At 41.1% G+C, this 21,956-nt stretch carries 19 protein-coding genes and 1 riboswitch; of the genes, 2 read left to right on the forward strand and 17 right to left on the reverse strand.

From position 1 onward, the window contains the following. The first annotated feature begins 8 nt into the window (after positions 1-8). Both BMX21_RS12380 and fliB read left to right on the forward strand, forming a co-directional pair. Positions 9-188 carry a hypothetical protein gene (locus tag BMX21_RS12380; protein WP_022755657.1) on the forward strand — a complete coding sequence of 60 codons (180 nt, stop codon included), beginning with the start codon at positions 9-11 and terminating at the stop codon, positions 186-188. Beyond that, complete coding sequence (gene fliB, locus BMX21_RS12385) at positions 178-1,239, forward strand: flagellin lysine-N-methylase (protein WP_092044825.1); 1,062 nt, start codon at positions 178-180, stop codon at positions 1,237-1,239. The genes BMX21_RS12380 and fliB overlap by 11 nt, the downstream gene beginning before the upstream one ends. Before the next feature lie 156 nt (positions 1,240-1,395). Here the strand turns inward: fliB and BMX21_RS12390 are convergent, their stop codons facing one another. The 17 genes from BMX21_RS12390 to BMX21_RS12470 all read right to left on the reverse strand — a co-directional run bounded on the left by BMX21_RS12390 (position 1,396) and on the right by BMX21_RS12470 (position 21,944). Continuing rightward, positions 1,396-2,298 (reverse strand): immunoglobulin-like domain-containing protein, encoded by a 903-nt coding sequence (locus BMX21_RS12390; protein ID WP_092044828.1) that lies wholly within the window; start codon positions 2,296-2,298, stop codon positions 1,396-1,398. Continuing rightward, positions 2,295-2,864 (reverse strand): RNA polymerase sigma factor, encoded by a 570-nt coding sequence (locus BMX21_RS12395; protein WP_022755654.1) that lies wholly within the window; start codon positions 2,862-2,864, stop codon positions 2,295-2,297. The genes BMX21_RS12390 and BMX21_RS12395 overlap by 4 nt, the downstream gene beginning before the upstream one ends. Before the next feature lie 41 nt (positions 2,865-2,905). After that, positions 2,906-3,685 (reverse strand): HD domain-containing protein, encoded by a 780-nt coding sequence (locus BMX21_RS12400; protein WP_092044831.1) that lies wholly within the window; start codon positions 3,683-3,685, stop codon positions 2,906-2,908. A gap of 104 nt (positions 3,686-3,789) precedes the next feature. Further along, entirely contained in the window at positions 3,790-6,294 is a 2,505-nt protein-coding gene (locus BMX21_RS12405) for a glycoside hydrolase family 3 protein (protein ID WP_092044834.1), read from the reverse strand. Between the two features lie 50 nt (positions 6,295-6,344). Beyond that, positions 6,345-6,623 (reverse strand): type II toxin-antitoxin system HicB family antitoxin, encoded by a 279-nt coding sequence (locus BMX21_RS12410; RefSeq protein WP_092044837.1) that lies wholly within the window; start codon positions 6,621-6,623, stop codon positions 6,345-6,347. Between the two features lie 63 nt (positions 6,624-6,686). Then, a complete protein-coding gene (locus BMX21_RS12415) occupies positions 6,687-7,247 on the reverse strand; it encodes an NUDIX hydrolase (protein WP_092044840.1) in 561 nt (186 codons plus the stop codon). Positions 7,248-7,362: 115 nt separating this feature from the next. Further along, complete coding sequence (locus BMX21_RS12420; RefSeq protein ID WP_092044843.1) at positions 7,363-8,505, reverse strand: serine hydrolase domain-containing protein; 1,143 nt, start codon at positions 8,503-8,505, stop codon at positions 7,363-7,365. Positions 8,506-8,779: 274 nt separating this feature from the next. After that, entirely contained in the window at positions 8,780-10,789 is a 2,010-nt protein-coding gene (locus BMX21_RS12425; protein WP_092044845.1) for a Na/Pi cotransporter family protein, read from the reverse strand. Between the two features lie 141 nt (positions 10,790-10,930). Then, on the reverse strand, positions 10,931-11,656 hold the full coding sequence (locus tag BMX21_RS12430) for a hypothetical protein (protein WP_027203656.1): 726 nt from the start codon (positions 11,654-11,656) through the stop codon (positions 10,931-10,933). After that, positions 11,649-13,154: a glycerol kinase GlpK gene (gene glpK / locus BMX21_RS12435; RefSeq protein ID WP_022755646.1), complete on the reverse strand. Its 1,506-nt coding sequence runs from the start codon at positions 13,152-13,154 to the stop codon at positions 11,649-11,651. The genes BMX21_RS12430 and glpK overlap by 8 nt, the downstream gene beginning before the upstream one ends. Positions 13,155-13,178: 24 nt before the next feature. Beyond that, the gene (locus tag BMX21_RS12440; RefSeq protein WP_092044848.1) at positions 13,179-14,138 is read right to left on the reverse strand and encodes a GNAT family N-acetyltransferase; all 960 of its coding nucleotides are present in this window, start codon (positions 14,136-14,138) and stop codon (positions 13,179-13,181) included. A gap of 471 nt (positions 14,139-14,609) precedes the next feature. Beyond that, complete coding sequence (locus tag BMX21_RS12445; RefSeq protein WP_092044852.1) at positions 14,610-15,959, reverse strand: hypothetical protein; 1,350 nt, start codon at positions 15,957-15,959, stop codon at positions 14,610-14,612. 266 nt (positions 15,960-16,225) lie between these two features. After that, positions 16,226-17,539, reverse strand: a complete 1,314-nt coding sequence (gene thiC / locus BMX21_RS12450; protein WP_074753778.1) for a phosphomethylpyrimidine synthase ThiC — start codon at positions 17,537-17,539, stop codon at positions 16,226-16,228. A gap of 97 nt (positions 17,540-17,636) precedes the next feature. Continuing rightward, a complete protein-coding gene (gene thiD / locus BMX21_RS12455; protein WP_092044855.1) occupies positions 17,637-18,491 on the reverse strand; it encodes a bifunctional hydroxymethylpyrimidine kinase/phosphomethylpyrimidine kinase in 855 nt (284 codons plus the stop codon). Positions 18,492-18,660: 169 nt separating this feature from the next. After that, positions 18,661-19,194: an energy coupling factor transporter S component ThiW gene (gene thiW, locus BMX21_RS12460; RefSeq protein ID WP_092044858.1), complete on the reverse strand. Its 534-nt coding sequence runs from the start codon at positions 19,192-19,194 to the stop codon at positions 18,661-18,663. Further along, the gene (gene thiE / locus BMX21_RS12465) at positions 19,191-20,969 is read right to left on the reverse strand and encodes a thiamine phosphate synthase (protein WP_092044861.1); all 1,779 of its coding nucleotides are present in this window, start codon (positions 20,967-20,969) and stop codon (positions 19,191-19,193) included. The genes thiW and thiE overlap by 4 nt, the downstream gene beginning before the upstream one ends. Positions 20,970-21,060: 91 nt before the next feature. Continuing rightward, positions 21,061-21,163, reverse strand: a riboswitch (TPP riboswitch). 247 nt (positions 21,164-21,410) lie between these two features. Next, entirely contained in the window at positions 21,411-21,944 is a 534-nt protein-coding gene (locus BMX21_RS12470; RefSeq protein ID WP_022756067.1) for a peptidylprolyl isomerase, read from the reverse strand. Between the last annotated feature and the right edge of the window lie 12 nt (positions 21,945-21,956).

The raw sequence follows: 21,956 nt of genomic DNA on the forward strand, positions 1-21,956 counted from the left end.
CGGTTTTTATGTCAAGCTTTAAATTTGTAAGTATAATAGCCACAGTTGTACTAACAGCAGCGCTTTCACTGCTTGCGACAGGTTGCAGTAATGGTATGTCAACCACCAAGGCTGCACAGAGTGACAGTGCGACTTTTGTAATATCTGAATCCGTTGCCTCAGAATCCGGTTCATATTATGACAATTAAAGACACATTTCTAAGTCCGGATTACTATCCCAGTTTCTCATGTAAAGGCCCGGAGTGCCGTCATACCTGTTGTAATGGTCTTACCATCAACATGTCCCAGCAGGAGTATTTCAAGCTGGTTGGTTTGTCATGCTCTGATGAGCTAAGACAGGGACTGGATCTTGCGATTAAACCTCTTTCAAATCCCGATCCATACAAATATGCCGAGCTGTGCCATGACTTTTTTGGTAACTGCCGTATGCTTATGGACAATGGATGGTGCCGCCTCCAATATGAATGCGGCGAGGATGTTATGACCTATGCCTGTAGGTATTTTCCAAGAAGCCCTCGTCTTAACATTGCGCCAAGAGTGTCCTGCTCCTGCGGATGTGAGAAGACCATCGAGATGCTGATGGAATCTGAAGATGGAATTAAGACTACATCTGGCTTATATTCTTTTGACCTGGCTGGTGAGGAGAAGAAGTCGGAAGCCTATACCAAAGATGAACTTGAAAAAATGCAGAACTGCCTCTTTGACATTCTACAAAATAAAGAGCTATCTTTAGATACCAAGATTGCAGATATTAAAGACTTTCTTGAAAGTAATAAGTCAAAAGAAATATCCGGCTTAATAAGCCAAGAAAACGATCATGCGAAATCCATTGATATTATAAAACTTAAAAAGATCGCAGAATTCGTCAAAGATCAGTACTACACAATGTCAGATTACTGCGATGCATTCCTTAAGGCTGCACAAAGTGATGATCCATCAGCTGCATTAGGGGAAGGCAGCGACAAGCTTCATTCCACGTTCCCTGATCTTGACATGTGGATCTGTAAGATGTTTGTAAATGATATCTTCTATACGCAGTTCCCTTATATCGGTGAAGAGATGTCTATGAAGCAAGCAGGTACTTTATTTGAATGCGAGATACGTTTTTTACAGATGTTACTGTATTCAAATGCAGAGCATATTACAAGTAAAGATGATCTTGTGGATCTGTGCATGTACTTCTTCAGAATGACAGACTTTACGCCTTTCTCTCATAATGCAATGGTACTTATGAAGTAACTGACACATTTTTTGTAAGCGCGAAGACTGAATTACATTTTTATCTTGAAATAAACAATACGACATCAAAGGACTTCTATGATATACATTAGCATCATAGAAGTCCTTTAATGTTATATGTTTGGCAAGTGCGAAGTTTCACTAAGATTCTCTCATTTAGTCTATCTCGAAGCTTGCTGCTACTGTATATGTATCGTAGTCTCCGGCGCCTCTGTAATCTGTAACTGTAAGTACTACTCTGTATGTTCCGGAAGGTAACTTGCCATATACATTCGCCCAGTTGATCTTGTACTCAGTAGTATCATCTGATGCTATGGTCATAGCGATATCTTCAAATACGACATCATCTATCATATTCGCTTCAACCCATCCGGAGCCTTCAAGCTTTTCAATCTTATAAGACTTGGAATATTCAAGGCTTCCTGTAACACTTCCGCCACTCTGGGTAAATACTACAGTTGCTCCTTTGGAAGATACATCTTGTACTTCAAGAGTAAGACCCAGATCATCTATATTACCTTCAAATAATACAGCTGCTTCTTCATTCATTACATCTGCCTGACCGGATTCTTTCGAAGAATCAAAATCCATGCCACCAGCTTGTTCATCATCCAAAGAGTTCTCCGAACCTTCCATGGTCTTTGGTTCCAGTGCTATAGTATCAGATCCATCACTGTCTTCCTCGTCATAGCTACCAGCTGCTCCTTCCATAACTCCTTCACCCTCGTCAGAATCTTCTACCTTATACTCTTCTGCATCACTATATATATTTTCGCTCTCGTCTGCCGCCTCGTAAGATGAACTTGGAGCATCTACGTAGCTACTGTCAGCTGATTGATAGGACGGCTTAACATTGATCCATACCACATTGATAACTGCAAAGCCAAGGCATACCGCCGCTGCAACAGCCACATAGCTTATTATCTTCTTGCTATAGCTTCGCCTTTTTGATGATCTTATATCTGTAACCTTTGATTCATCTTCATCAAGGATTTCCTGTATATACTTATCATCTATGTCACTCATGGCCCTTAAAAGGTCTTCTTTGGATTTTTTCATATCGTGACACCTTCTTTCTCAAGATAATCCTTTAATTTATTACGGGTTCTTAATAGCGTCATCTTGACTTTGCTTTCTGAAAGGCTGTACTTATCTGCAATCTCGGATATGTTATATCCAAAATAATACCTTCTTACGAAGATCTTACGCGTAAGCTCTTTTTGATCAGATAAGAATTTATTAAGTATCTCGCTAAGCTCTCTAGCCTCCTGACTATTACCTGCCTTGTCATCAGCTATCACTTCCGCAAGCTCATCAAGTAGTACTCCCACCTGCGCATTACCTCTCTTATCTGCGTGCATCATATCGTACCTGTCAAGGGACAGATTCCTTACTATCTTGGACAAAAAGGCAGAGAATACATCAGGCCTTTGCGGAGGTATTGCATTCCAAGTCTTAAGATAGGTATCATTCTCACACTCATCCGCATCCTCAATACTATGAAGGATGCGCATGGATATACTCTTTAAGAGCCTTCCGTATTTATTTTTGGTCTGCACCAAGGCATCCTCGTTCCTTGCAAAGTACAGTTCGATGATCGCACTGTCTTCCATAAGATTTCCCATAAAAATTTGTCCCCTCTTACTATAATGACGGAATGAAAGTGCTATACGTCACTAATTCTTTCATCCATATATTTATGAACGCAGTCCCTGATCTTCTGCATAGCTTCCCGAGTTTTCTCATTATGACTTTCAAAAGAAAGCATCTGCTCGATGTATCCCTGCCTCATTGCTTCTGCTACGCTGGCAGGATATACAAGCCCATATACAAGTGATATATGCCCTACGAGATGATCAATAGATGTTACTGTATGGCATCTGTTGACATTAAGGTGAGCCAGAGAATCTTCCAGAACCTTAGGACTTATATCATCTGTATAAAAAGCTTCCATCGTGGTATTGTAGATCTCATCCATAGGGAAGTCGCAATTGACTTTTAGGATATCAATCTTGTCCGCATCCCTTAATATCTGTGAATACATAAGCTCTCTGTCTGTAAGTGCCTTGGGAAGTTCGTACACATTGTGGAGCCTTATAGCTTTCTCCATAAGCTTATCTTCGCTTGCATCATCTATATAATCACGGACGTAACCATCTATAAAAAGAATATCTGCGCTTAAAGCTGCGTGATTGACGGAGATAGAATCTTCGAAAGTATTAAAACGCCTTAGCTGTTCGAATCTTCCAACATCATGGAACATACCAAGAAGCCATGCAAGATCAACATCTTCCCGGCTTAACTTAAGACTTTTTGCAATCATATCGCAAAGGTCCGCTACCCTGTATGTGTGCTCAACCTTGAGCCTTACCTTAGTATCTGTAATATCATAATCAGCAACGTAATCGGCAAATACGCTTTTAACTTTTTCTCTGTCTATTATCATTTTCAAATCTTCTCTCAATCCTTAGCTTATAAAACAAAAGCACCGGAAGTTTCCAACCGGTGCCTTTTAAACTTCACTATATGATTTTAATTTATAGACCTATATCAATCAAGCTTTAGTATAAGCTCTAAGATTCGCTTGCCGCAGGTCTCCATCTCTTCTCTTGTCAGGAGCTTTTTCTTCTTGGCTTCAAGTAGGCGTTTAGGGAATCCGTTGGCCATCTTGACATCGTTGCCTGCTGCTACTTCCTTGTAGTGCTCGCCGTGTCCCCACCAGTCTGTTGTAACCATACCTTTGAAGCCCCACTCATCACGAAGGATGTCTGTAAGAAGCTCGTGGTTTTCTGATGCACGCACGCCATTGATCGCATTGTAGGAAGACATTACAGTCCATGGATCAGACTCTTTTACCACGATCTCAAAAGGCTTTAAGTAGATTTCGCGGATAGCTCTTTCGGATGCACGTGAGTCGCTCTCGTTTCTATTGGTCTCCTTGTTATTAAGTGCAAAGTGCTTGACAGATACAGCTATACGGTTGGACTGCACGCCTCTTACCATTGCTGCTGCCTGCTTACCTGCAAGAAGAGGATCTTCTGAGTAGTACTCGAAGTTTCTTCCGCACAGAGGACTTCTGTGGATGTTGATAGCGGGAGTAAGCCATACTGCGATATTGTTCTCTTTGACCTCTTCACCTGCTGCCTTACCAACTTCATATACAATCTCAGGATCCCAGCTGCATGCAAGAAGCGTAGAGCAAGGGAATGCTGTAGTATGAACCATGGCTTCAGGCTGTATTCGTAGACCTGCAGGACCATCAGCTGTCATAGCATTAGGAACGCCAAAGTCAGGGAAGTTACCAAAACCAAATGTATTGGCAACGCCTGTATTGGGCTGGCCTCCAAGAAGATCTGCAAGATCCTCGTCAGTAAACTGAGCTATGAACTCATCAAGTGATATCTTACCTTCTGCCACCTCAATAAGCTGGTGTTTTGGAGCTTCACCCCACATAGGAAGCGCATCTACGCGCCTTACCTGAGGCTTAAATCCCATGTTTTTCTCAGGATTTGCAGGAAGCTTTGTAGCATTTATATCTCTAGCCTTGAAAGTCTTGAGCTTCTCGAAAGTTCCGTCTGCACGAAGTCTCTTAGGAAGTGACACAGGCGCAAGACGCTCTGTAAGCTGCTGCGTAACAGTATCCTTAGCAAGTGTTACTACATTTACGCAGATAAGATTTCTTGAAGATGTTCCAAGGAAAATACCGTATTCACCCTTTTCAAGAACATATGCAGACTTACAAACCTTGCCTTCATCATCATATGATGCCATCTGGCTTACAGGGAATGAGATGCAGACAAGTTCTGACTCTCCGGGCTCAAGAACTCTTGTCTTCTTATATCCTGCAAGAACCTTGGAAGGCTTGCCAAGCTGACCCTGTGGAGGACAGAAATACACCTGAACAACTTCACGTCCCGGATATGAACCTGTGTTTCTAACACGTGCAGTAGCTGTGATATATGCCTTCTTGACATCAGATGACTTAAGCTCTACATTGTCAGGATCATCTTCGAATGTAAAAGCAAACTCTGCATCCTGTTCGCATACCTTACTCTTATCTTCTACTCTTGCTGCCGGATCTACGATCTGGAACGAAGTGTATGACAGACCATAACCAAAAGGATATACAACCTTATCAGCTGCTCCCGGAATGGTCTCAAAGTATCTGTAACCTACATATATATCTTCTGTATAGTTAACATAATCATTGGATTCATGGAATCCTTCTGTAGACGGATAGTCTGTAAGGTCCATGGCAAAAGTATCTGACAGCTTACCTGAAGGTGTTCCTATGCCGCATAAAAGCTCAGCTTCTGCAGCGCCGCCTTCCATACCTCCCTGGAATGCCAGAAGGACACTCTGGATCTTCTTCTCATCTGCAAACCACTTGGTATCTACAACTCCGCCTACGTTCAATACTACAACAACCTTAGAGAAAGCCTTGATAACTTTTTTGACCATGTCTTCTTCAGCCTTGGTAAGGTAGAAGTCGCCTCTTTCAAAGAGCTTCTCTGACTCTTCTACAAGCGGTGATACCCAGTCTTCCTTGCGGCCTTCAGCTGCCTTGGTTCCAGCTATCTTACGATCCCAGCCTTCACCTGAGAAGCGGCTTATGGATATAACTGCTACGTCAGCTTCTATCGCTGCCTTTGCAAGAAGATCCTTAGGAAGTTTAGGTTCTTCCAGCATTCCCGGAACTTTACCTTCTTTGTACTGCTTCTCTACATTATCTCTGTAAAAAGAAGCTGTTTCTTCGTATACAGATACGTATTCAGGAAGTGCTTTAAATCCGTCATAAATATTGTGAACGAAGGATACTGTTACATCTCCTGATCCTCCGCCGCCTTTAACAAAATCGAAAGTTCCTTTTCCAAAAAGAGCAACCTTGCTTCCCTGCTTTAATGGAAGTACAGACTCCTCATTTTTAAGAAGGACCATACCCTCTTTGGCCGCATTCTTGGAAAGCTCTATATGAGCCTTGCTCTCTGTAACCCTCTCTTTTCCCTCATAAAGAGGAAGATTTGGAAGGTAGTTGATTCTACTCCACTTATTCATGTAACGCCTCCATAATATTTATATAACGAGCTACTGCGACAAAGTGTCAATCACTCGTCCCAGCCCTCTGTATATCTGAAATGAACACATATGTTTCTTACAAATTCTCCATCTGAAAGCTTGAGCTCAGATTCATCTGATACAGAAGGAAGATGCGGTGAATCTTCTTCTGTAAGCTCAACTCTGATATAGTCATACAGCACTGCCTGAGCATCGTCTATAGCTGTATTGATATCCCTGCCTTCAAATGTCACCTTATCAAGATCCGGAAAATATCCCTCAAACTTTCCGTTTTCTTCTTTAATTACTGATGGATATATAAATGTCATATAAAAATCCTCCCTCTTTACTTAGATTCGATATCATATAAATAACTTTCTATATCCCTTATTTCATTCCTTAGACCAAAGATACGCATATGCCTGTGTTCTTGCAGCAAAAGGCTGTGTCTTTAACAGCTCTCTTACCTGAGCCTTGGTATACCAGCCGGGTTCTATCTCCTCAACACTTGACGTGCTCTTCCTGAACTCGCCTCTTGCTGTGCCAACAACGCATACGTTGACTTCGTTAGAGAAGCCGACCGCGCTGTAGGATCTACCAATATGATCATCTATGGATATAAGCTCAAGTCCTGTTTCTTCCCACAGCTCACGCTTTGCAGCCTGATCAGCAGTTTCTCCGGGATCTATTAGACCTGCCGGAAAGTTGTATATCCAGTCATCAACTGCAAGCCTGAATTCCTTATTTATAAGAAGTCTTTCATGAGACTCGTCCTGTATTATAAGTACAACAGCATCCGGATCATTGTTATGAAGATCATCTTCATCTTTGATATCAGGATTTCGACTTATGATCTCATATATCTTCTTCTCATGATCTATGGTTTCGTATTCTACATCATAGCGGGTGATAAATTTGCCCTGTTCGAGCTTCTTTATTGATTTATATTGCATCTTACATGCTTCCTTTAATCAATATTCATATTATGAGGTAGTTGTCAAAAGTTCCATCACTTCGAACCATTAGCCGCTCGTTTCACTCACGACATAAGGTTATTTATATAATAAATTACATAGCCCCATATACTATCTGGCGAAGTCCTCTGATAAAAGCAGGATCTGCGCCGCCGTCAATCTGTGACATATACATGATTATAAGATCTTCTTCAGGATCCACACAGAAATATGTTCCGGCTTCTCCTGTAACTTCTATAGCACCAGCAGATCCATTGGATGCCGCTTTAATAGGATCTATGAGTACATTATAATAGCAGCCATATCCATAACCATCTCTTCCAAATTCCCTTAGCTGATCATCTGTAAGATGATTGGATGTCATGAACTGATAGGTTCTTCTTCCTATAAGCTCTTTGCCATGGAAAGATCCCTTATTAAGCAGCATCTGGCAGAAGTGCTCATAGTCTTCTACTGTAGAATATAGTCCGATTCCGCCTGACTCATACCATGGCTCATCGAAGGGAGCTTCCATTTCGAATCTTTGAAGCGTGCTTGCGTCTGCTCTTGTAACCTTGCCATTAGCATCAGGTCTTCCCATCATTACTGCCTGTCTGAATGCCTTATCACCATCAATCTTAAAGTCTGTCTCTGACATGTTAAGGGGTGTGAAGATCTCTTTGGCAAGAAAATCTGAGAACTTCATTTCTGACACTATCTCAATTATAGCTGCCAGAATATCTGCACTAAGACCGTAATGAACAGATGTTCCGGGATCAAACATAAGGACAGATTCTGCAAACTTGGAAGTTATATCTATATTGCTTTTCAGTATTCCTGACCTCTTCTGAACACGGGCTTCGCGGTAAGCTTTGCTCATAGACTGCCCTGCCTGACCATAATCTCCGGGCAGGACTATTCCGGAAGTCATATTGAGAAGGTCCCTTACTATAATCTGCCTGTCAGGATTCTTGAATCCGCCTACAGATGCGACCTTCACATCAGCAAATGAAGGAATATAGGTGCTGACATTCTCCATTAGATCCAGCATTCCTCTTTCATACAGGATCATTGTCGCCAGAGCTGTAATAGGTTTGGTCATGGACATAATACGATAGATACTGTCTTTTCTGTCCATTCCAAAATTGTTCTCATAGACTCTTTTGCCATTGTGCTCTATTATAATTGTCGCACCGGGTATGCTGGCGGCGCGCTTTTGCATATAATCATCAAGCCTTGTAAGCTTTCTAATGTTCATTTAAATAATTCCTCCGAAACTATTGGTCATTAATTTCAATTTCATGATCATTGATCTTTTCAAGATTCTCATGAAAAATTATATTACAACCCTACCAACAAGGACAATCCCAAAAGATTCTACCTGTTTATTACTCTAAAAACTTCACAAATATGTAGTGGCCTATCTGTTTTTATAAACCAAAACAGATAGCAACCATACTATTGCTATCTGTCTTATGATTATATTATTTCTATTTTCTTTTTTCTTGCTATTTTTTGCTCTTTGTCAGGGATTATTTTTTCTTTTTCTTGTCTTTTTTCTTTTTCTTGTCTTTCTTCTTCCCTTTGTCCTTAAAGAGCTCATCAAGAGCCATATCGAAATCTTCTGCGCCCTCGGCAGGTACTCTGATGATTCTATTATCGCCTTCATCATCAAGTACATTAAGATCTACAAGTACAGGATGTTCTTCCTTGAAGCTTGTATCTATGCGGTCTTCTTCCATCGCGTCTGACTTCTTCATCTTAGGAAGAGAATACTTGCTTTCAAAATAGAATACAGCCTGCTCGAATTCCTGATTCTTCTCGGCTCTTACCATTTCAAGGTATCCGTGAGTATCGAAACCGTCCTCGCTTACCTGAATGATGGCTGCTGCGATATTGGAACAGTGATCTGCGATCCTTTCAAAATCGGTACCGATATCAGAAAGGTCGAATCCAAGATCTACAGTACACTTACCCTTACGAAGTCTTCTTACGTGACGGCGCTTAACTTCCATATGAAGTCCATCTATAACTTCTTCCAAAGGCTCAACGGTCTTGGCAAGCCTTACATCATTGTTCTCAAATGATTTGAAAGTAGTAGATACGATCTCTTTGACAGCTTCTGCGAAGATCTTAACTTCTTCCTGAGCCTTGCTGGAGAACTGTCTTTCGTTCTCACGCATCCTCTGAGTTACCTGTGCTATGTTAAGAGCATGATCTGAGATACGCTCAAAGTCGCTTATAGTATGAAGGAGTACTGACAATGTATGGTTATCTTCAGGTGCAAGATGATGCTGGCTGACTTTCATGAGATAGGTATCGAGCTGATCTTCATATCTGTCGATCTCTTTCTCAAGATGCTCTACCTCTGCACACTTCTCTCCATCAAACTCATCAATAAGTTCCATTGCAAGGAAAAGAGACTTCTGTGCCAGATTCTCCATTGTAACTGTAGCATTCCTTGCCTGCTCCAATGCAAATGGAGGATTGGAAAGGAAGCGGTCGTCCAGAGTAGTGATGCCGCGGCTTTCTTCCAGTTCTTTTTGTTCCCTATCATCAATAGGGATAGTACGAAGTGCCATAGCAACAAGTATGCCTGAGACAGGAACCATAAGAGGTGATGCCACAAGGTTTACAAGTGTATGTATGATAGCAGGACCTGAGTAACTTGCCATATCATCAAGGAAAGTAAAGTGAACGAATGCATTGATGAGATAGAATCCCACCATGAAGGTTCCTGCCTTGATAATATTGAAATACAGATGCATAAGAGCAGTACGCTTACCGTTCTTGCCAGCTCCTACAGAAGAAAGAATAGCTGTGATACAGGTACCAACTTCAGCTCCCATGACTACAGGGATACACATTCCATAGGTCATCATGCCTTCACCGGCAAATGTCTGTACTACACCGATAGTACCGGCGGATGACTGGATTATCATAGTAAATGCCATACCGATGATGAAGCCGATTATAGGATTAGAGAAGCTTCTAAGGAAGTTCTGGAACTCTACACTTTCCTTAAGAGGTGCAACTGCTTCAGACATCATGCTCATACCGAACATAAGAACTGAAAATCCAAGAAGGACTGTTCCGATATTTTTCTTTTTCTCAGATTTAGAGAACATTAGGAAGACAATGCCGACAAGTGCAAGGAAAGGTGTAAAAGAAGTAGGTTTTAAAAGATTAGTAAAGAAGTTACCACCTTCGATTCCGTTAAGAGACAGAATCCAGGCAGTTACAGTAGTACCAAGATTGGCACCAAGTATAACATTAACAGCTTGTGTCAGCTGCATGATTCCTGAGTTAACAAGGCCTACAACCATAACGGTTGAAGCTGATGACGACTGAACAAGAGCAGTGATACCTATACCAAAAAAATAGGCAATCCATCTTCTGGAAGTCACCTTGGCAAGGGCGCTTTCAAGCTTACCTCCTGCTGCCTTGGTAAGGCCTCCGCTCATAATATTCATTCCATAAAGGAACATCGCAAGTCCGCCGATAATGCCGGCGATCAGTTCAAAAATTTCTGTTGTATTCATTTGATCTCCGTTGTGGTCTTATCTTTGACCACCAATTATTTAATCCCTTCGCCTGATTTACACATTTATCATATTCGATGAAACTAAAAATTACAATAAAATGACGATCAAAATCTTAAACAGATATTCACTTTTATTTTACTAAATTTTGTTAATTTTGTCCTCTATTCCTATTATCATAACCCCCTGAGCCTTACCTTTTATGCCACAGTTTTGCAATAAGTCCTTCATAGATCTGTATAGAGCTTTGCGACCGTTTGTATTATGAAGTACCAGAAAATCGCCCTGCTTGGTGATACACATAGTATGAAGGAAATCGTGAAGACGGTCCTTATTATTAAATATAGTAATGATGCATACGTTGCACTTTCTTGCTATCTGGGCGTACCTTCTCTGATCAGTAGCCGTTTTTATATCAAAACCCCTTTTCCTAAAAAAATCCGCTATAGACTTAGGGCCTGTACCGAATTGCCCCGCCATGGTGATCCCGCTGTTTTCAAATATGGATATGAGATTAGGAAGTGAAGGGGATCCTTCACTTCCTGCTTCATTAATTGAAAGAGCCTTAAGCGCATTGTATACTGCAATTACTCCGCACCCGGATTCTGCCATGGTTGAGGCGCCGTAGTACATATCTTTATATAGATTCTGATCCTCTATGAAGCCTCTATCTCTATCTATCCTAGATATATGGTTTTCAAAAGCAGACAGGTTCTTGTCAAAGTTTCTATCAATGCATTTCTTCCTTGAATAGAAACGGAGCCTGTACTTGCCCTTCATTGGGACTGTGAACCACAGTCCCGTTTTTCCTATAGCACTAAATAAGTTAAAAAAAGGTCTTACTGCTCTTCTAACAAGGCTATTCATCGTCCTTACTCCATGCAATGGCACATCTTACAGCTCTGTGCCATCCCTTGAGAAGCTCTATACGCTTTTCATCTTCCATCTTGCATTCGAACTTCCTGCCAAGCTGCCAGTTCCTTGTGACATCTTCCTTGTCTTTCCAATAGCCAACTGCTATACCGGCAAGATATGCTGCTCCAAGAGCTGTAGTCTCAATGCATTTAGGTCTGTAGCTTGTAACTCCGCAGATATCTGACTGGAACTGCATGAGGAAGTTGTTGGCGCTGGCACCTCCATCAACTCTGAGCTCTTTTAAAGGACATGCAGCATCTTCCTGCATAGCTTTAATAACATCTGCTGACTGATAACATATGGATTCAAGTGTTGCTCTTATGAAGTGCTCTTTCTTGCAGCCTCTGGTGATACCTACTATAGTACCTCTTGCATATGGATCCCAGTATGGAGCTCCCATACCTGTAAATGCAGGCACAACATACACTCCCGATGTGTCCATGACATTGTCAGCATACTCTTCAGACTGGGCTGATGACTTGAGCATACGCATCTCATCCCTTAGCCACTGAATGGAAGCTCCTGCTACGAATACGCTGCCTTCAAGGGCGTATTCGACTTCACCTCCAATACTTGCTGCTATAGTTGTGATAAGACCATGCTCTGACTTAATAGCATCCCTTCCTGTGTTCATGAGAAGGAATCCGCCTGTTCCGTAGGTGTTCTTGACCTGTCCCGGTTCGAAACAGTTCTGTCCAAAAAGTGCAGCCTGCTGATCTCCTGCTGCTCCTGCTATCCTTATAGGACCACCAAGAACAGAAGGATCAGACTCGCCATATATGCAGCTTGAAGGCTTAACTTCAGGCATCATAGACATAGGAATGTCAAAAAGCTTCAAAAGCTCTTCATCCCACTGGCATGTATGTATATTAAAAAGCATAGTTCTTGATGCATTGGTATAGTCTGTTACATGGACCTTGCCTTTAGTAAGGTTGTAGATAAGCCAGCTATCCACATTACCAAAACAAAGTCTTCCTTCCTCAGCCTTCCTTCTTGCTCCCGGTACGTTTTCAAGTATCCACTGGATCTTGGTTGCAGAGAAGTATGCATCAGGAACAAGTCCTGTCTTATCCCTTATCTTATCGGACAGTCCCTGCTTTTTGATATTCTCTATAATATCGGCTGTACGCCTGCACTGCCATACTATTGCATTGTAGACAGGATCACCGGTCTCCTTGTCCCATACAATAGTTGTCTCACGCTGATTGGTGATGCCGATAGCTTCTATATCCTTGGCAGTAGCGCCTACATTGGCCATAGCTTCTATTGCAACAGCAAGCTGTGATGACCATATCTCTCTTGGGTTATGTTCTACCCAGCCGGGCTGCGGATAGTACTGCTGAAATTCTTTCTGCGCCATAGATGCGATCTTGCCTGATCTGTCAAACAAGATGCAACGAGAAGATGTAGTGCCCTGATCAAGGGCTAAGATGTAACTTTCCTGTGACATAGTTTTTTCCCCTTTACCTCTTTATTATGAAGCTGTCCACTTAAGCCTTACATAACGCCCCCGTTTATCCGGCCCAAGTGACACGCGTCCATCCGTAATATATGTTCCGCCGTATATATCTTCTTCTATTTCTACTTCATCTACCACTTTGAATCCAAGCTTCTTGCATAGATGAATCGATACTTCATTTTCTTTTTTTACAAGTGTCTGGACTTTATCAAACATAAGTACCTGTCTGCCATATTCCATGATGGCTTCGCAGGCTTCTGTGGCAAAGCCCTTTCTTTGCCATGGCACGCCTATAAAAAAGCCAAGCTCAGGCTCATCAAATCCGCCTCTTACGCTAAATCCCGCGCGGCCGATAAGCTTTCCATCTTCTTTACTTACAAGACTCCATACACCAAAGCCCATGAGAGAGTATACCTTTTCTATATAATCCTTCATGTACCTTTTTTCATCAGCAGGATCTTCGAAGAGTCCTTCCATGTACCTTGTCATGGACGGCTCTGCATATATCTCATATAGAGCGTCCACATCCTGGACTGTGGTCTCCCTTACAAGGAGCCTATCCGTCTCCAGTATGTCCCAAGGCTCCCTTGCCTGTCTTTGATACGCTTTGATCAAAGAATCTGCGTCTACATCATCTATCTCGCTGAAGATATACTGAGCTCCTTCAAATGATATACCCTGCTTAGACACAGGAGTTATCATTCCGCAGGCATAAGCACCTTTACTTTTTATATATGCAAAGTCATCCGGATCATCACATAGGAAAAGAACTTCTCTAACGCTTTGGGGAAGCTTGTCAGATTCCATAGCAGCCTTTGTGCTTCCTACGTACAAAGCCCATATATCCTGGATTCTTTGAGATGATATTGTCTCAAGCAAGATCCCATAATCTGCAAGATAAGCTTTCTCTTCTTCCAGCTCTTTAAATGATGAATCTGCATTATCATGAAAAATATAAACTACTCTTTTAAGCATATATGCTACTCTCTTCTGGAAACTATTTTACCACATCTGGTGTACTGATTCATTTGTAACCTGGTAAGTTGTAAGAACAAAACTTCTATATACTATTCTATCAAAAAAAGTATCTGTAAATGGTATCGCAACTGCGATATTATAACAAAAATATAATAATTCGCATCATATATACTTATTGTACATGTGCCAATCATAAACAAGAACTTTAAGGCAATATTTCTAAGAGATATATCAACTAACGATGATGGAAAATGTCTTCTACTGATTACCTTAATATTTTGTTAACAATTTGTTTTACGTTTCTTTACGCCAAATCATTTATTGGTCACACTGATGCGATACACTAATATTGTCAGATGAAGCAATACTAATAAAAAACTTTTTCATAATAATGCCAGGTAAGTGGGGACTTACCTGGCATCCTCCCTTTTATAGGGGTCTTTTTTATTAATCCTGTAACGTTCTGCTTTACCCTTCGATCGCTTCCGGTAATTCGTCGCTGCTCCAATTAGGATCATTGGTATATAGACTCTTGGTATCATAAGAATATATCATAATATAAATTCTTCCATCTTCGGTAATGATCGCTGTGTAACTTTCTGCTGTAGTTGGAATCGTACATTCTATATATTTACATTCTGTGCCATCGTATAATTCTTTTGCCGATGAAGTCACACATCCATCAGTCGTTCCATACCAAAATGGAAAATCATACTGATCAGATCCTATCAATTCTTTTATTGCAGAAAGCTCATCTTCTGTATATGTTTCAGCAGCAATATTATCATTTATATATACCGGCTCACCACGGGTATAGTCGTGGTCGGGAGATACATTCATTCCCATTAGTCCAAGGCCATAATCAGATCTTACATACATATGGTCACCATCAAGCACGAATATCATATATCCATCACTCATAGTATCATCCAGATCATCCTGACAGCATATTGCCATAGAATCGCTGACCCAATATGCCTTTCCACTTATTTCTCCATCATGGGTATAATAATAACACTCTCCATAAAAAGAAAATCCATACTCATTCTGATCTGTAATAGAAAATGACGCAGTCACAGAAGTTCTACAATTTGTTGCATTCCACTCGCCTTCGAAATCCTTTGCATTATCTATTTTCTTAATATCTTTATACAAAGCTTCCATATCTAAATTGCACAGATTATAAGTTGTCACATTTCGACATACATCATGAATTGTACCATCATCAGGTATCCTGCCTGTAACATATTCGCTTAGATCCTTGGAATAACTAAAGGAATCTCCGTTATCCTCAAATATCCTAACCTCTGTACGTGGGATAACCCCTTGCGGGCCGGCTCCTGTTTCATATAATATCCCAACGATCACTTCGACCTTCTCATCGTCATTTATATCCTTAAATGCAACAAAAGAGATTCCATCCACAAGCCCCGATTCTCTGATGTCATTTTCATAAACAGAAGGCATTTTATAAATAACACTATCGCCTTCCATAAGATAAAATGTTACATCCGCCAAAGGACTTATGTTGTCATCTGGTGAGCAGGATACAAATCTTACATCTCCCCATCCATTAAGCTGTATTTCAAATGATTGATCTTCTATGATCCTTGATGCATCAATTTCTACAGAAGTCTCATTCACATCCGGTTCTGCTTGAGTAGTATCTGATACTGCTTCGTTATTCTCATCTTGCATTTCTTCTATTATCACGCCTTTATTATCTAAAGTATCTACAGGAGATGCATTCTTTGAGCTACATCCAGCCAAAAAACATATTGCGCATGATAATGATAGTATTGTTATTTTTCTTCTCATATTTGCCTCGATTCTTAAAAAGTACAGACAAAACAATACTACATTATATATCAAAATCATAGTTAAATTATAATTAGTTGAAGAATTTCGAACACAATTATTTATTCGTGCGATTATACGATACCTGTGTCATATAAACCCTGTTCCCATCATAGAAAAATAGGTTAAAAAAATAAAAACGCTGCTGATTATAAAATGTAATTAATGAATTGGATTTATTCTAAAAAAATGCATGGCGATCTGGTCTGATCGCCATGCATTTTCTATTACAAGATATCGATATATTCTCCGGCAAGTGCCTTGTTCATACTACGTACTGCGCAGAACTTACCGCACATACTGCAGGTATCACTGTGATCATCTTCAGGAGCGCGGCTGTCTCTTATAGCTTTGGCAGTTTCCGGGTCAAGAGCTTCTAAGAACTGAGCATCCCAGTCGAGCTTACGCCTTGCATCAGCCATCCTGTCATCCTGGTCTCTTGCACCGGGAAGTCCCTTTGCAATATCCGCAGCGTGAGCAGCGATCTTACTTGCGATTATTCCCTGACGGACATCTTCTACGTTAGGAAGAGCAAGGTGCTCAGCTGGAGTTACGTAGCAAAGGAATGCAGCACCTGAAGCTGCGGCAATAGCTCCGCCTATGGCAGCTGTAATGTGGTCATATCCTGGAGCAATATCAGTAACAAGTGGTCCAAGTACATAGAAAGGTGCACCTTTACAGATAGTCTGCTGGACTTTCATATTGGCTGCAATTTGATCCATAGGAACATGTCCGGGGCCTTCTACCATAACCTGTACATCCTTATCCCAGGCTCTCTGAGTCAGTTCTCCAAGTCTTAGAAGCTCTTCAATCTGGCATCCGTCTGTGGCATCTGCAAGGCATCCCGGTCTGCAAGCATCACCAAGACTTACAGTTACGTCATGTTCTCTGCAGATATCGAGAATCTCATCATAATATTCATAGAAAGGATTCTCATGTCCTGTCATAGCCATCCATGCAAACACAAGACTTCCGCCCCTGCTTACGATGTTCATCTTACGACCGCCATCTCTTATCTGGCTGATGGTCTTACGTGTGATTCCGCAGTGAAGAGTTACAAAGTCTACGCCGTCCTCAGCGTGAAGTCTTACAACATCAATGAAATCCTGGGCAGTAAGCTCAGCAAGGTCCCTTTGATAGTGGATCACGCTGTCATATATCGGAACAGTTCCGATCATGGCAGGGCACTTACTGCACAGAAGCTGTCTGAAAGGCTGTGTATTACCATGGCTTGAAAGGTCCATGATGGCTTCTGCGCCAAGATCTACAGCACTCATAACCTTCTCCATCTCGATATCATAGTCCTTACAGTCGCGGCTTACACCAAGGTTGACGTTGATCTTGGTCTTAAGCATGCTACCAATTCCGCTAGGCTTAAGACCTTTGTGGGCAGGATTTGCAGGGATTGCTACCTGGCCTTTGGCAACCAGATCCCTGATATATTCTTCTGTCCTTCCTTCATCTTTTGCAACGATCTTCATTTCGGGAGTTATGATTCCCATGCGTGCTGCTTCCATTTGTGTGTGATACTGTCTGTTCATGAATTCTCCTAATCTATTATGTGTTATATGTTACAGAAATACATATTCAATTTCGAGCAAGCTCGAATCGAAATGACTTTTGGCCCTTACGTCATATTTATGAAATTGAAATATTATGTGAACTATTGCTATCTTCTGAATATGAGCGTTCTGATACATTAGCTGTCATATGCCACAAAGGACCTGACCCCTTGCCTAGATTTAGACCTGCAGCGATTGCTTTGCTCAGATAATTCTTAGCTTTTGAAATCGCTATTTCCATAGGATCTCCCTTGGCAAGGTATGATGCAATCGCGCTTGAAAGGGTGCACCCTGTTCCATGAGTATTGGGATTATCAATCCTTGGCGATGTATACCAGAAGTATGAATTATCAGTCTTATACAATACATCAGCAGATGACTCATCACCGCTCATATGACCGCCTTTTACAAGGACACAGCAGCCAAATGTTTCACCCATTATCCTTGCTGCTGCTAGCATGTCTTCTTCGTTAGATATGCTGGATAGTCCTGATAGTATCATTGCTTCAGGGATATTCGGGGTGATAAGATCAGCCTTTGGAAGTAAGAGCTTGCATAGACTATCGATTGCTTTTTCATCGATAAGTTTTGCTCCGCTTGTAGCGACCATAACAGGGTCTACTACGATATTCCGGGCATTATATTCAGAAAGTTTATCCGAGATTACTTTGATAAGCTCGCAGTTAAATGTCATTCCGACCTTGACAGCTTCCGGGTATATATCTGTAAATACCATATCGAGCTGATCAGAGAGGATATCAGGTGTGACCTGCATGATGCTCTTAACACCTGTTGTATTCTGGGCAGTTATCGCTGTTATAGCGCTCATACCGAATACGCCGCAGGCCAACATTGCCTTAAGATCAGCCTGGATTCCCGCACCGCCCGATGAATCGCTTCCTGCAATTGTAAGTGCTGTGTGTTTTATCATATTTTAACCTCATGTCGCGAGCAAAGCGAGTGACTAATGGTTCAAATTGGTGGAGCTCGCGACACCAATTTGGGTTTGAAAGTGGAACACTTTCAAACTTAACCTCATGTTTTTAACTCTATGTTTTATATCCAGAGTGATTTTTTATGTAAAAGAAATGGAAGAGATATTATGCCTTGGACCTGATAGAATCTGCATCATCAAGTAGAGCTGTAAGTGTATTGATGGCATGGGTCTTGTAAAGGACTGTGATAAGGAGCGCTGCTATAACAGTTCCTCCTACAGTACTTACAAGGAATGGAACGACATAGGTAAATAGAGCAGCTTCTTTTCCCATAACAAGGCTTGCAACAGGGAATGCAATGATGCCTCCAAGTATGCCTGTTCCTACAACTTCAGCTATATAAGTAGGAATAAACTTTCTGGATATCTTGTATACAAAACCGCAGCAAAGGGCACCTACCATACTTCCGGGGAATGCAAGAAGAGTTCCTGTTCCAAGAAGGTTTCTGATAAGAGATGTACAAAACGCTACCAGTACACCGTACCATGGTCCAAGGAACACAGCGCTCAGTACGTTTACCATATGCTGTATGGGGAAGCACTTGGATGCTCCTATGGGAAAAGAAAATGTAGACAGTGATACTGCAAGAGCTACAAACATTGCAGCAACAACAAGTTTTTTAACTTCAACTTTTTTCATGATAAAAAATCCTCCTTTGCCTTCCGGCTTAAAATATTAGTCTGTTTCTCTATATCCAAAGCACTGAAAATGCCTGATATTATAGCTACTCCCGCTATCCCGCTTCCTGTAAGAAGATCCATATTGGAATCATTGATACCGCCTATGGCTACAATCGGTATAGAAATGTTTGAGGTGATCTCTTTATAGGTTTCAAGGCTTGTAAGAGGCGTGGCATCCTTCTTGGTTGAAGAACCAAAGGCAGCTCCTACTCCCAGATAGTCAGCACCACATGTTTGAGCTATCTTTGCTTCCTCAAGGTTATGGGCTGTTGCACCTATTATGTAGTCTTTACCAAGGATGCTCCTTGCCTTGCTTACAGAAGTGTCGTCCTGTCCGACATGAACTCCTGCAGCCTTTACTTTAAGGGCAACGTTAACATTATCATTGATAATAAGAGGGATATTGTATTTATCACATACTGATTTTATAGATTCTGCTCTTTTAATATACTCATCATCTGATATATTCTTTTCACGAAGCTGGATTATTGTGGCGCCTCCAAGGATTGCCTTTTCTACGGCTTCTTCCAAAGATTTGCAATATAATGATTCTTTTGAAGCTTTATTACTATTACAAGAGTTATCTTCTAAGGAGGATTCACTGCAAGAATCGTTGTCATTTAAAATCCAGCTTCTATCTGTAATGGCATATAGATTAAGATCACTTTTATCGAATCGGTATCTCCAGGGTTTATCAAGAAGGCTGAGTTCATCAATGAGAGTATTACGATAATTCATCGTGCCTATATTCCTGCTTCCATATACCCTACGTTCAGCTTTCCTTGCACAGCTTTCATAATCCCTAATGCAGCTTTCTACGCTGTCTATATCAGTTATGTTCTCTTTTCTTCCAGTAGCAAGATAGGCCCCAAGAAGAGCAGACATCATACAGCCTGCACCTGTAAACTGCTTTTGGAAGATAGATCCTCCCGGATATTCTTTATAGAAATCGTCTCTTGCAGATACTACAGTTACTGTTTCTCCGGAGATTACAATGATAGCGTCAAGCTTTTTGGATATAGAGATAACTGCATCCTTACTAAATCCAAGGCCGGCATCTTCAACCCCGGAAACTGAATGAATCATGGATTGTAAATCTGCACCAGAACATCTTTGTGATGATCTTGAAGGCTTTAGATACGATTTTAATGTACTGGATATATCATCTGATTCATTTGATGGTACGGCTGCTATATCATATACTTCATCTGATTTACTAGATGTATCATTATCAATCACAGAGCAAAGGTTCATGATCTCCGAAGCATTGCCTCTTATGCAAGTAACATGAATCTTACTAAGCAGATCCTTAATATTTGCTTTTCTAAAAGTAGATGCGCCAACTCCGACAGGATCGAGTACGATTGGTATATTTTTAGTATTGGCACTAATCCCTGCAAGTCTGAAAGCTTCATATCTGTCTATAGATGGAGTTCCTGTATTTAGAACGAGAGCGTCAGAGGATGATGTTATCTCAGCTACTTCAAGTGGACTATCCGCGCCTATTGCAGCAGCACCTAATGCAAGTACTGCATTAACGGATATCTCAGCAGTTATATTATTAGTGATAATGTGAATCTGAGGATTGTGTTTTCGTATAAGACTTTTCATATTCATATCGCGGCTGGCTGAATATGTGCTAGATTCCTCATACCTGAGGATAGAAGGAAAGCTTTGTACTATAGATGTTCGCAGTTTTAGCTTACATACAACATTTAGTACCGCTTCATCCATAGAGATACTCTTTATTCAATAAAGAAATCTTATCGAATAAAAAAGCGCCATCTAATTGGATGGCGCTAAGTATTGCTATAGTTACAAGTAGAGTGCTACTTGTCGACGATTCCTACGTTGGCATTATCCAAATCAGGTACAGGGTCGTGTTCTTCACACCTCTCAGCCGGTAACCAGCTCCCCTTGTCATGTATTAAATTTTATACATAATTTCTTTACGTGCTACTGTAGTGTAGCACTAGTTATGGATTTTAGCAAGGAGCGAAAAATATATACGCTACTTATATCTTTCGACATTTTTCTTCCTATTAAGTATTTTTCTTGTTTGTCCTGCAACTTATCATCTGCTTTGGATAACGTTAATAGCCCTATGGCGAACCATAGGGCTAAATCTATCTAATACATGTTACATATTATAGATGTACTTATTTGCAACGCAAATTATCTTTCAGGAAGTTTCTCCGGTTCCGGATATGTTACGCCGAAAGTATCAACTGTAACACTCTTCATCTTCTGCTCGCTAACAGGTCTGTCGTTCCAGTCTGTCTGAGTCTCAGCGATAGTATTAACAACGTCCATACCCTCAGTAACCTTACCGAATGCAGCATACTCGCCGTCAAGATGAGGAGCATCCTTGTGCATGATGAAAAACTGAGAACCTGCAGAATCAGGGATCATAGTACGTGCCATAGACAGTACACCGGGTGTGTGCTTAAGGTCGTTCTTAAATCCGTTATGTGAGAACTCACCCTTGATTGAGTATCCAGGGCCGCCCATACCTGTTCCTTCAGGATCTCCGCCCTGAAGCATGAAACCTTTGATTACTCTGTGGAATATAACTCCGTTGTAGAATCCCTTATTTATAAGAGAGATGAAGTTATTAACTGTGTTAGGAGCGATCTCCGGATAAAGCTCTGCTTTAATAACATCTCCGCTCTCCATTGTGATCGTAACTATAGGATTTTGATTAGACATTTTATGATTCCT

The organism is Butyrivibrio sp. TB, from assembly GCF_900110805.1.
GTDB lineage: Bacteria > Bacillota > Clostridia > Lachnospirales > Lachnospiraceae > Butyrivibrio > Butyrivibrio fibrisolvens_C.

Coding starts and splice junctions, on each gene's coding strand:
- BMX21_RS12430 (WP_027203656.1), bottom strand. CDS start 11,656: ATGAATAGCCTTGTTAGAAGAGCAGTAAGACCTTTTTTTAACTTATTT.
- BMX21_RS12415 (WP_092044840.1), bottom strand. CDS start 7,247: ATGCAATATAAATCAATAAAGAAGCTCGAACAGGGCAAATTTATCACC.
- thiE (WP_092044861.1), bottom strand. CDS start 20,969: ATGGATGAAGCGGTACTAAATGTTGTATGTAAGCTAAAACTGCGAACA.
- BMX21_RS12390 (WP_092044828.1), bottom strand. CDS start 2,298: ATGAAAAAATCCAAAGAAGACCTTTTAAGGGCCATGAGTGACATAGAT.
- thiW (WP_092044858.1), bottom strand. CDS start 19,194: ATGAAAAAAGTTGAAGTTAAAAAACTTGTTGTTGCTGCAATGTTTGTA.
- BMX21_RS12425 (WP_092044845.1), bottom strand. CDS start 10,789: ATGAATACAACAGAAATTTTTGAACTGATCGCCGGCATTATCGGCGGA.
- BMX21_RS12395 (WP_022755654.1), bottom strand. CDS start 2,864: ATGGGAAATCTTATGGAAGACAGTGCGATCATCGAACTGTACTTTGCA.
- BMX21_RS12420 (WP_092044843.1), bottom strand. CDS start 8,505: ATGAACATTAGAAAGCTTACAAGGCTTGATGATTATATGCAAAAGCGC.
- thiD (WP_092044855.1), bottom strand. CDS start 18,491: ATGATAAAACACACAGCACTTACAATTGCAGGAAGCGATTCATCGGGC.
- BMX21_RS12405 (WP_092044834.1), bottom strand. CDS start 6,294: ATGAATAAGTGGAGTAGAATCAACTACCTTCCAAATCTTCCTCTTTAT.
- BMX21_RS12440 (WP_092044848.1), bottom strand. CDS start 14,138: ATGCTTAAAAGAGTAGTTTATATTTTTCATGATAATGCAGATTCATCA.
- BMX21_RS12380 (WP_022755657.1), top strand. CDS start 9: ATGTCAAGCTTTAAATTTGTAAGTATAATAGCCACAGTTGTACTAACA.
- thiC (WP_074753778.1), bottom strand. CDS start 17,539: ATGAACAGACAGTATCACACACAAATGGAAGCAGCACGCATGGGAATC.
- fliB (WP_092044825.1), top strand. CDS start 178: ATGACAATTAAAGACACATTTCTAAGTCCGGATTACTATCCCAGTTTC.
- BMX21_RS12445 (WP_092044852.1), bottom strand. CDS start 15,959: ATGAGAAGAAAAATAACAATACTATCATTATCATGCGCAATATGTTTT.
- BMX21_RS12410 (WP_092044837.1), bottom strand. CDS start 6,623: ATGACATTTATATATCCATCAGTAATTAAAGAAGAAAACGGAAAGTTT.
- glpK (WP_022755646.1), bottom strand. CDS start 13,154: ATGTCACAGGAAAGTTACATCTTAGCCCTTGATCAGGGCACTACATCT.
- BMX21_RS12470 (WP_022756067.1), bottom strand. CDS start 21,944: ATGTCTAATCAAAATCCTATAGTTACGATCACAATGGAGAGCGGAGAT.
- BMX21_RS12400 (WP_092044831.1), bottom strand. CDS start 3,685: ATGATAATAGACAGAGAAAAAGTTAAAAGCGTATTTGCCGATTACGTT.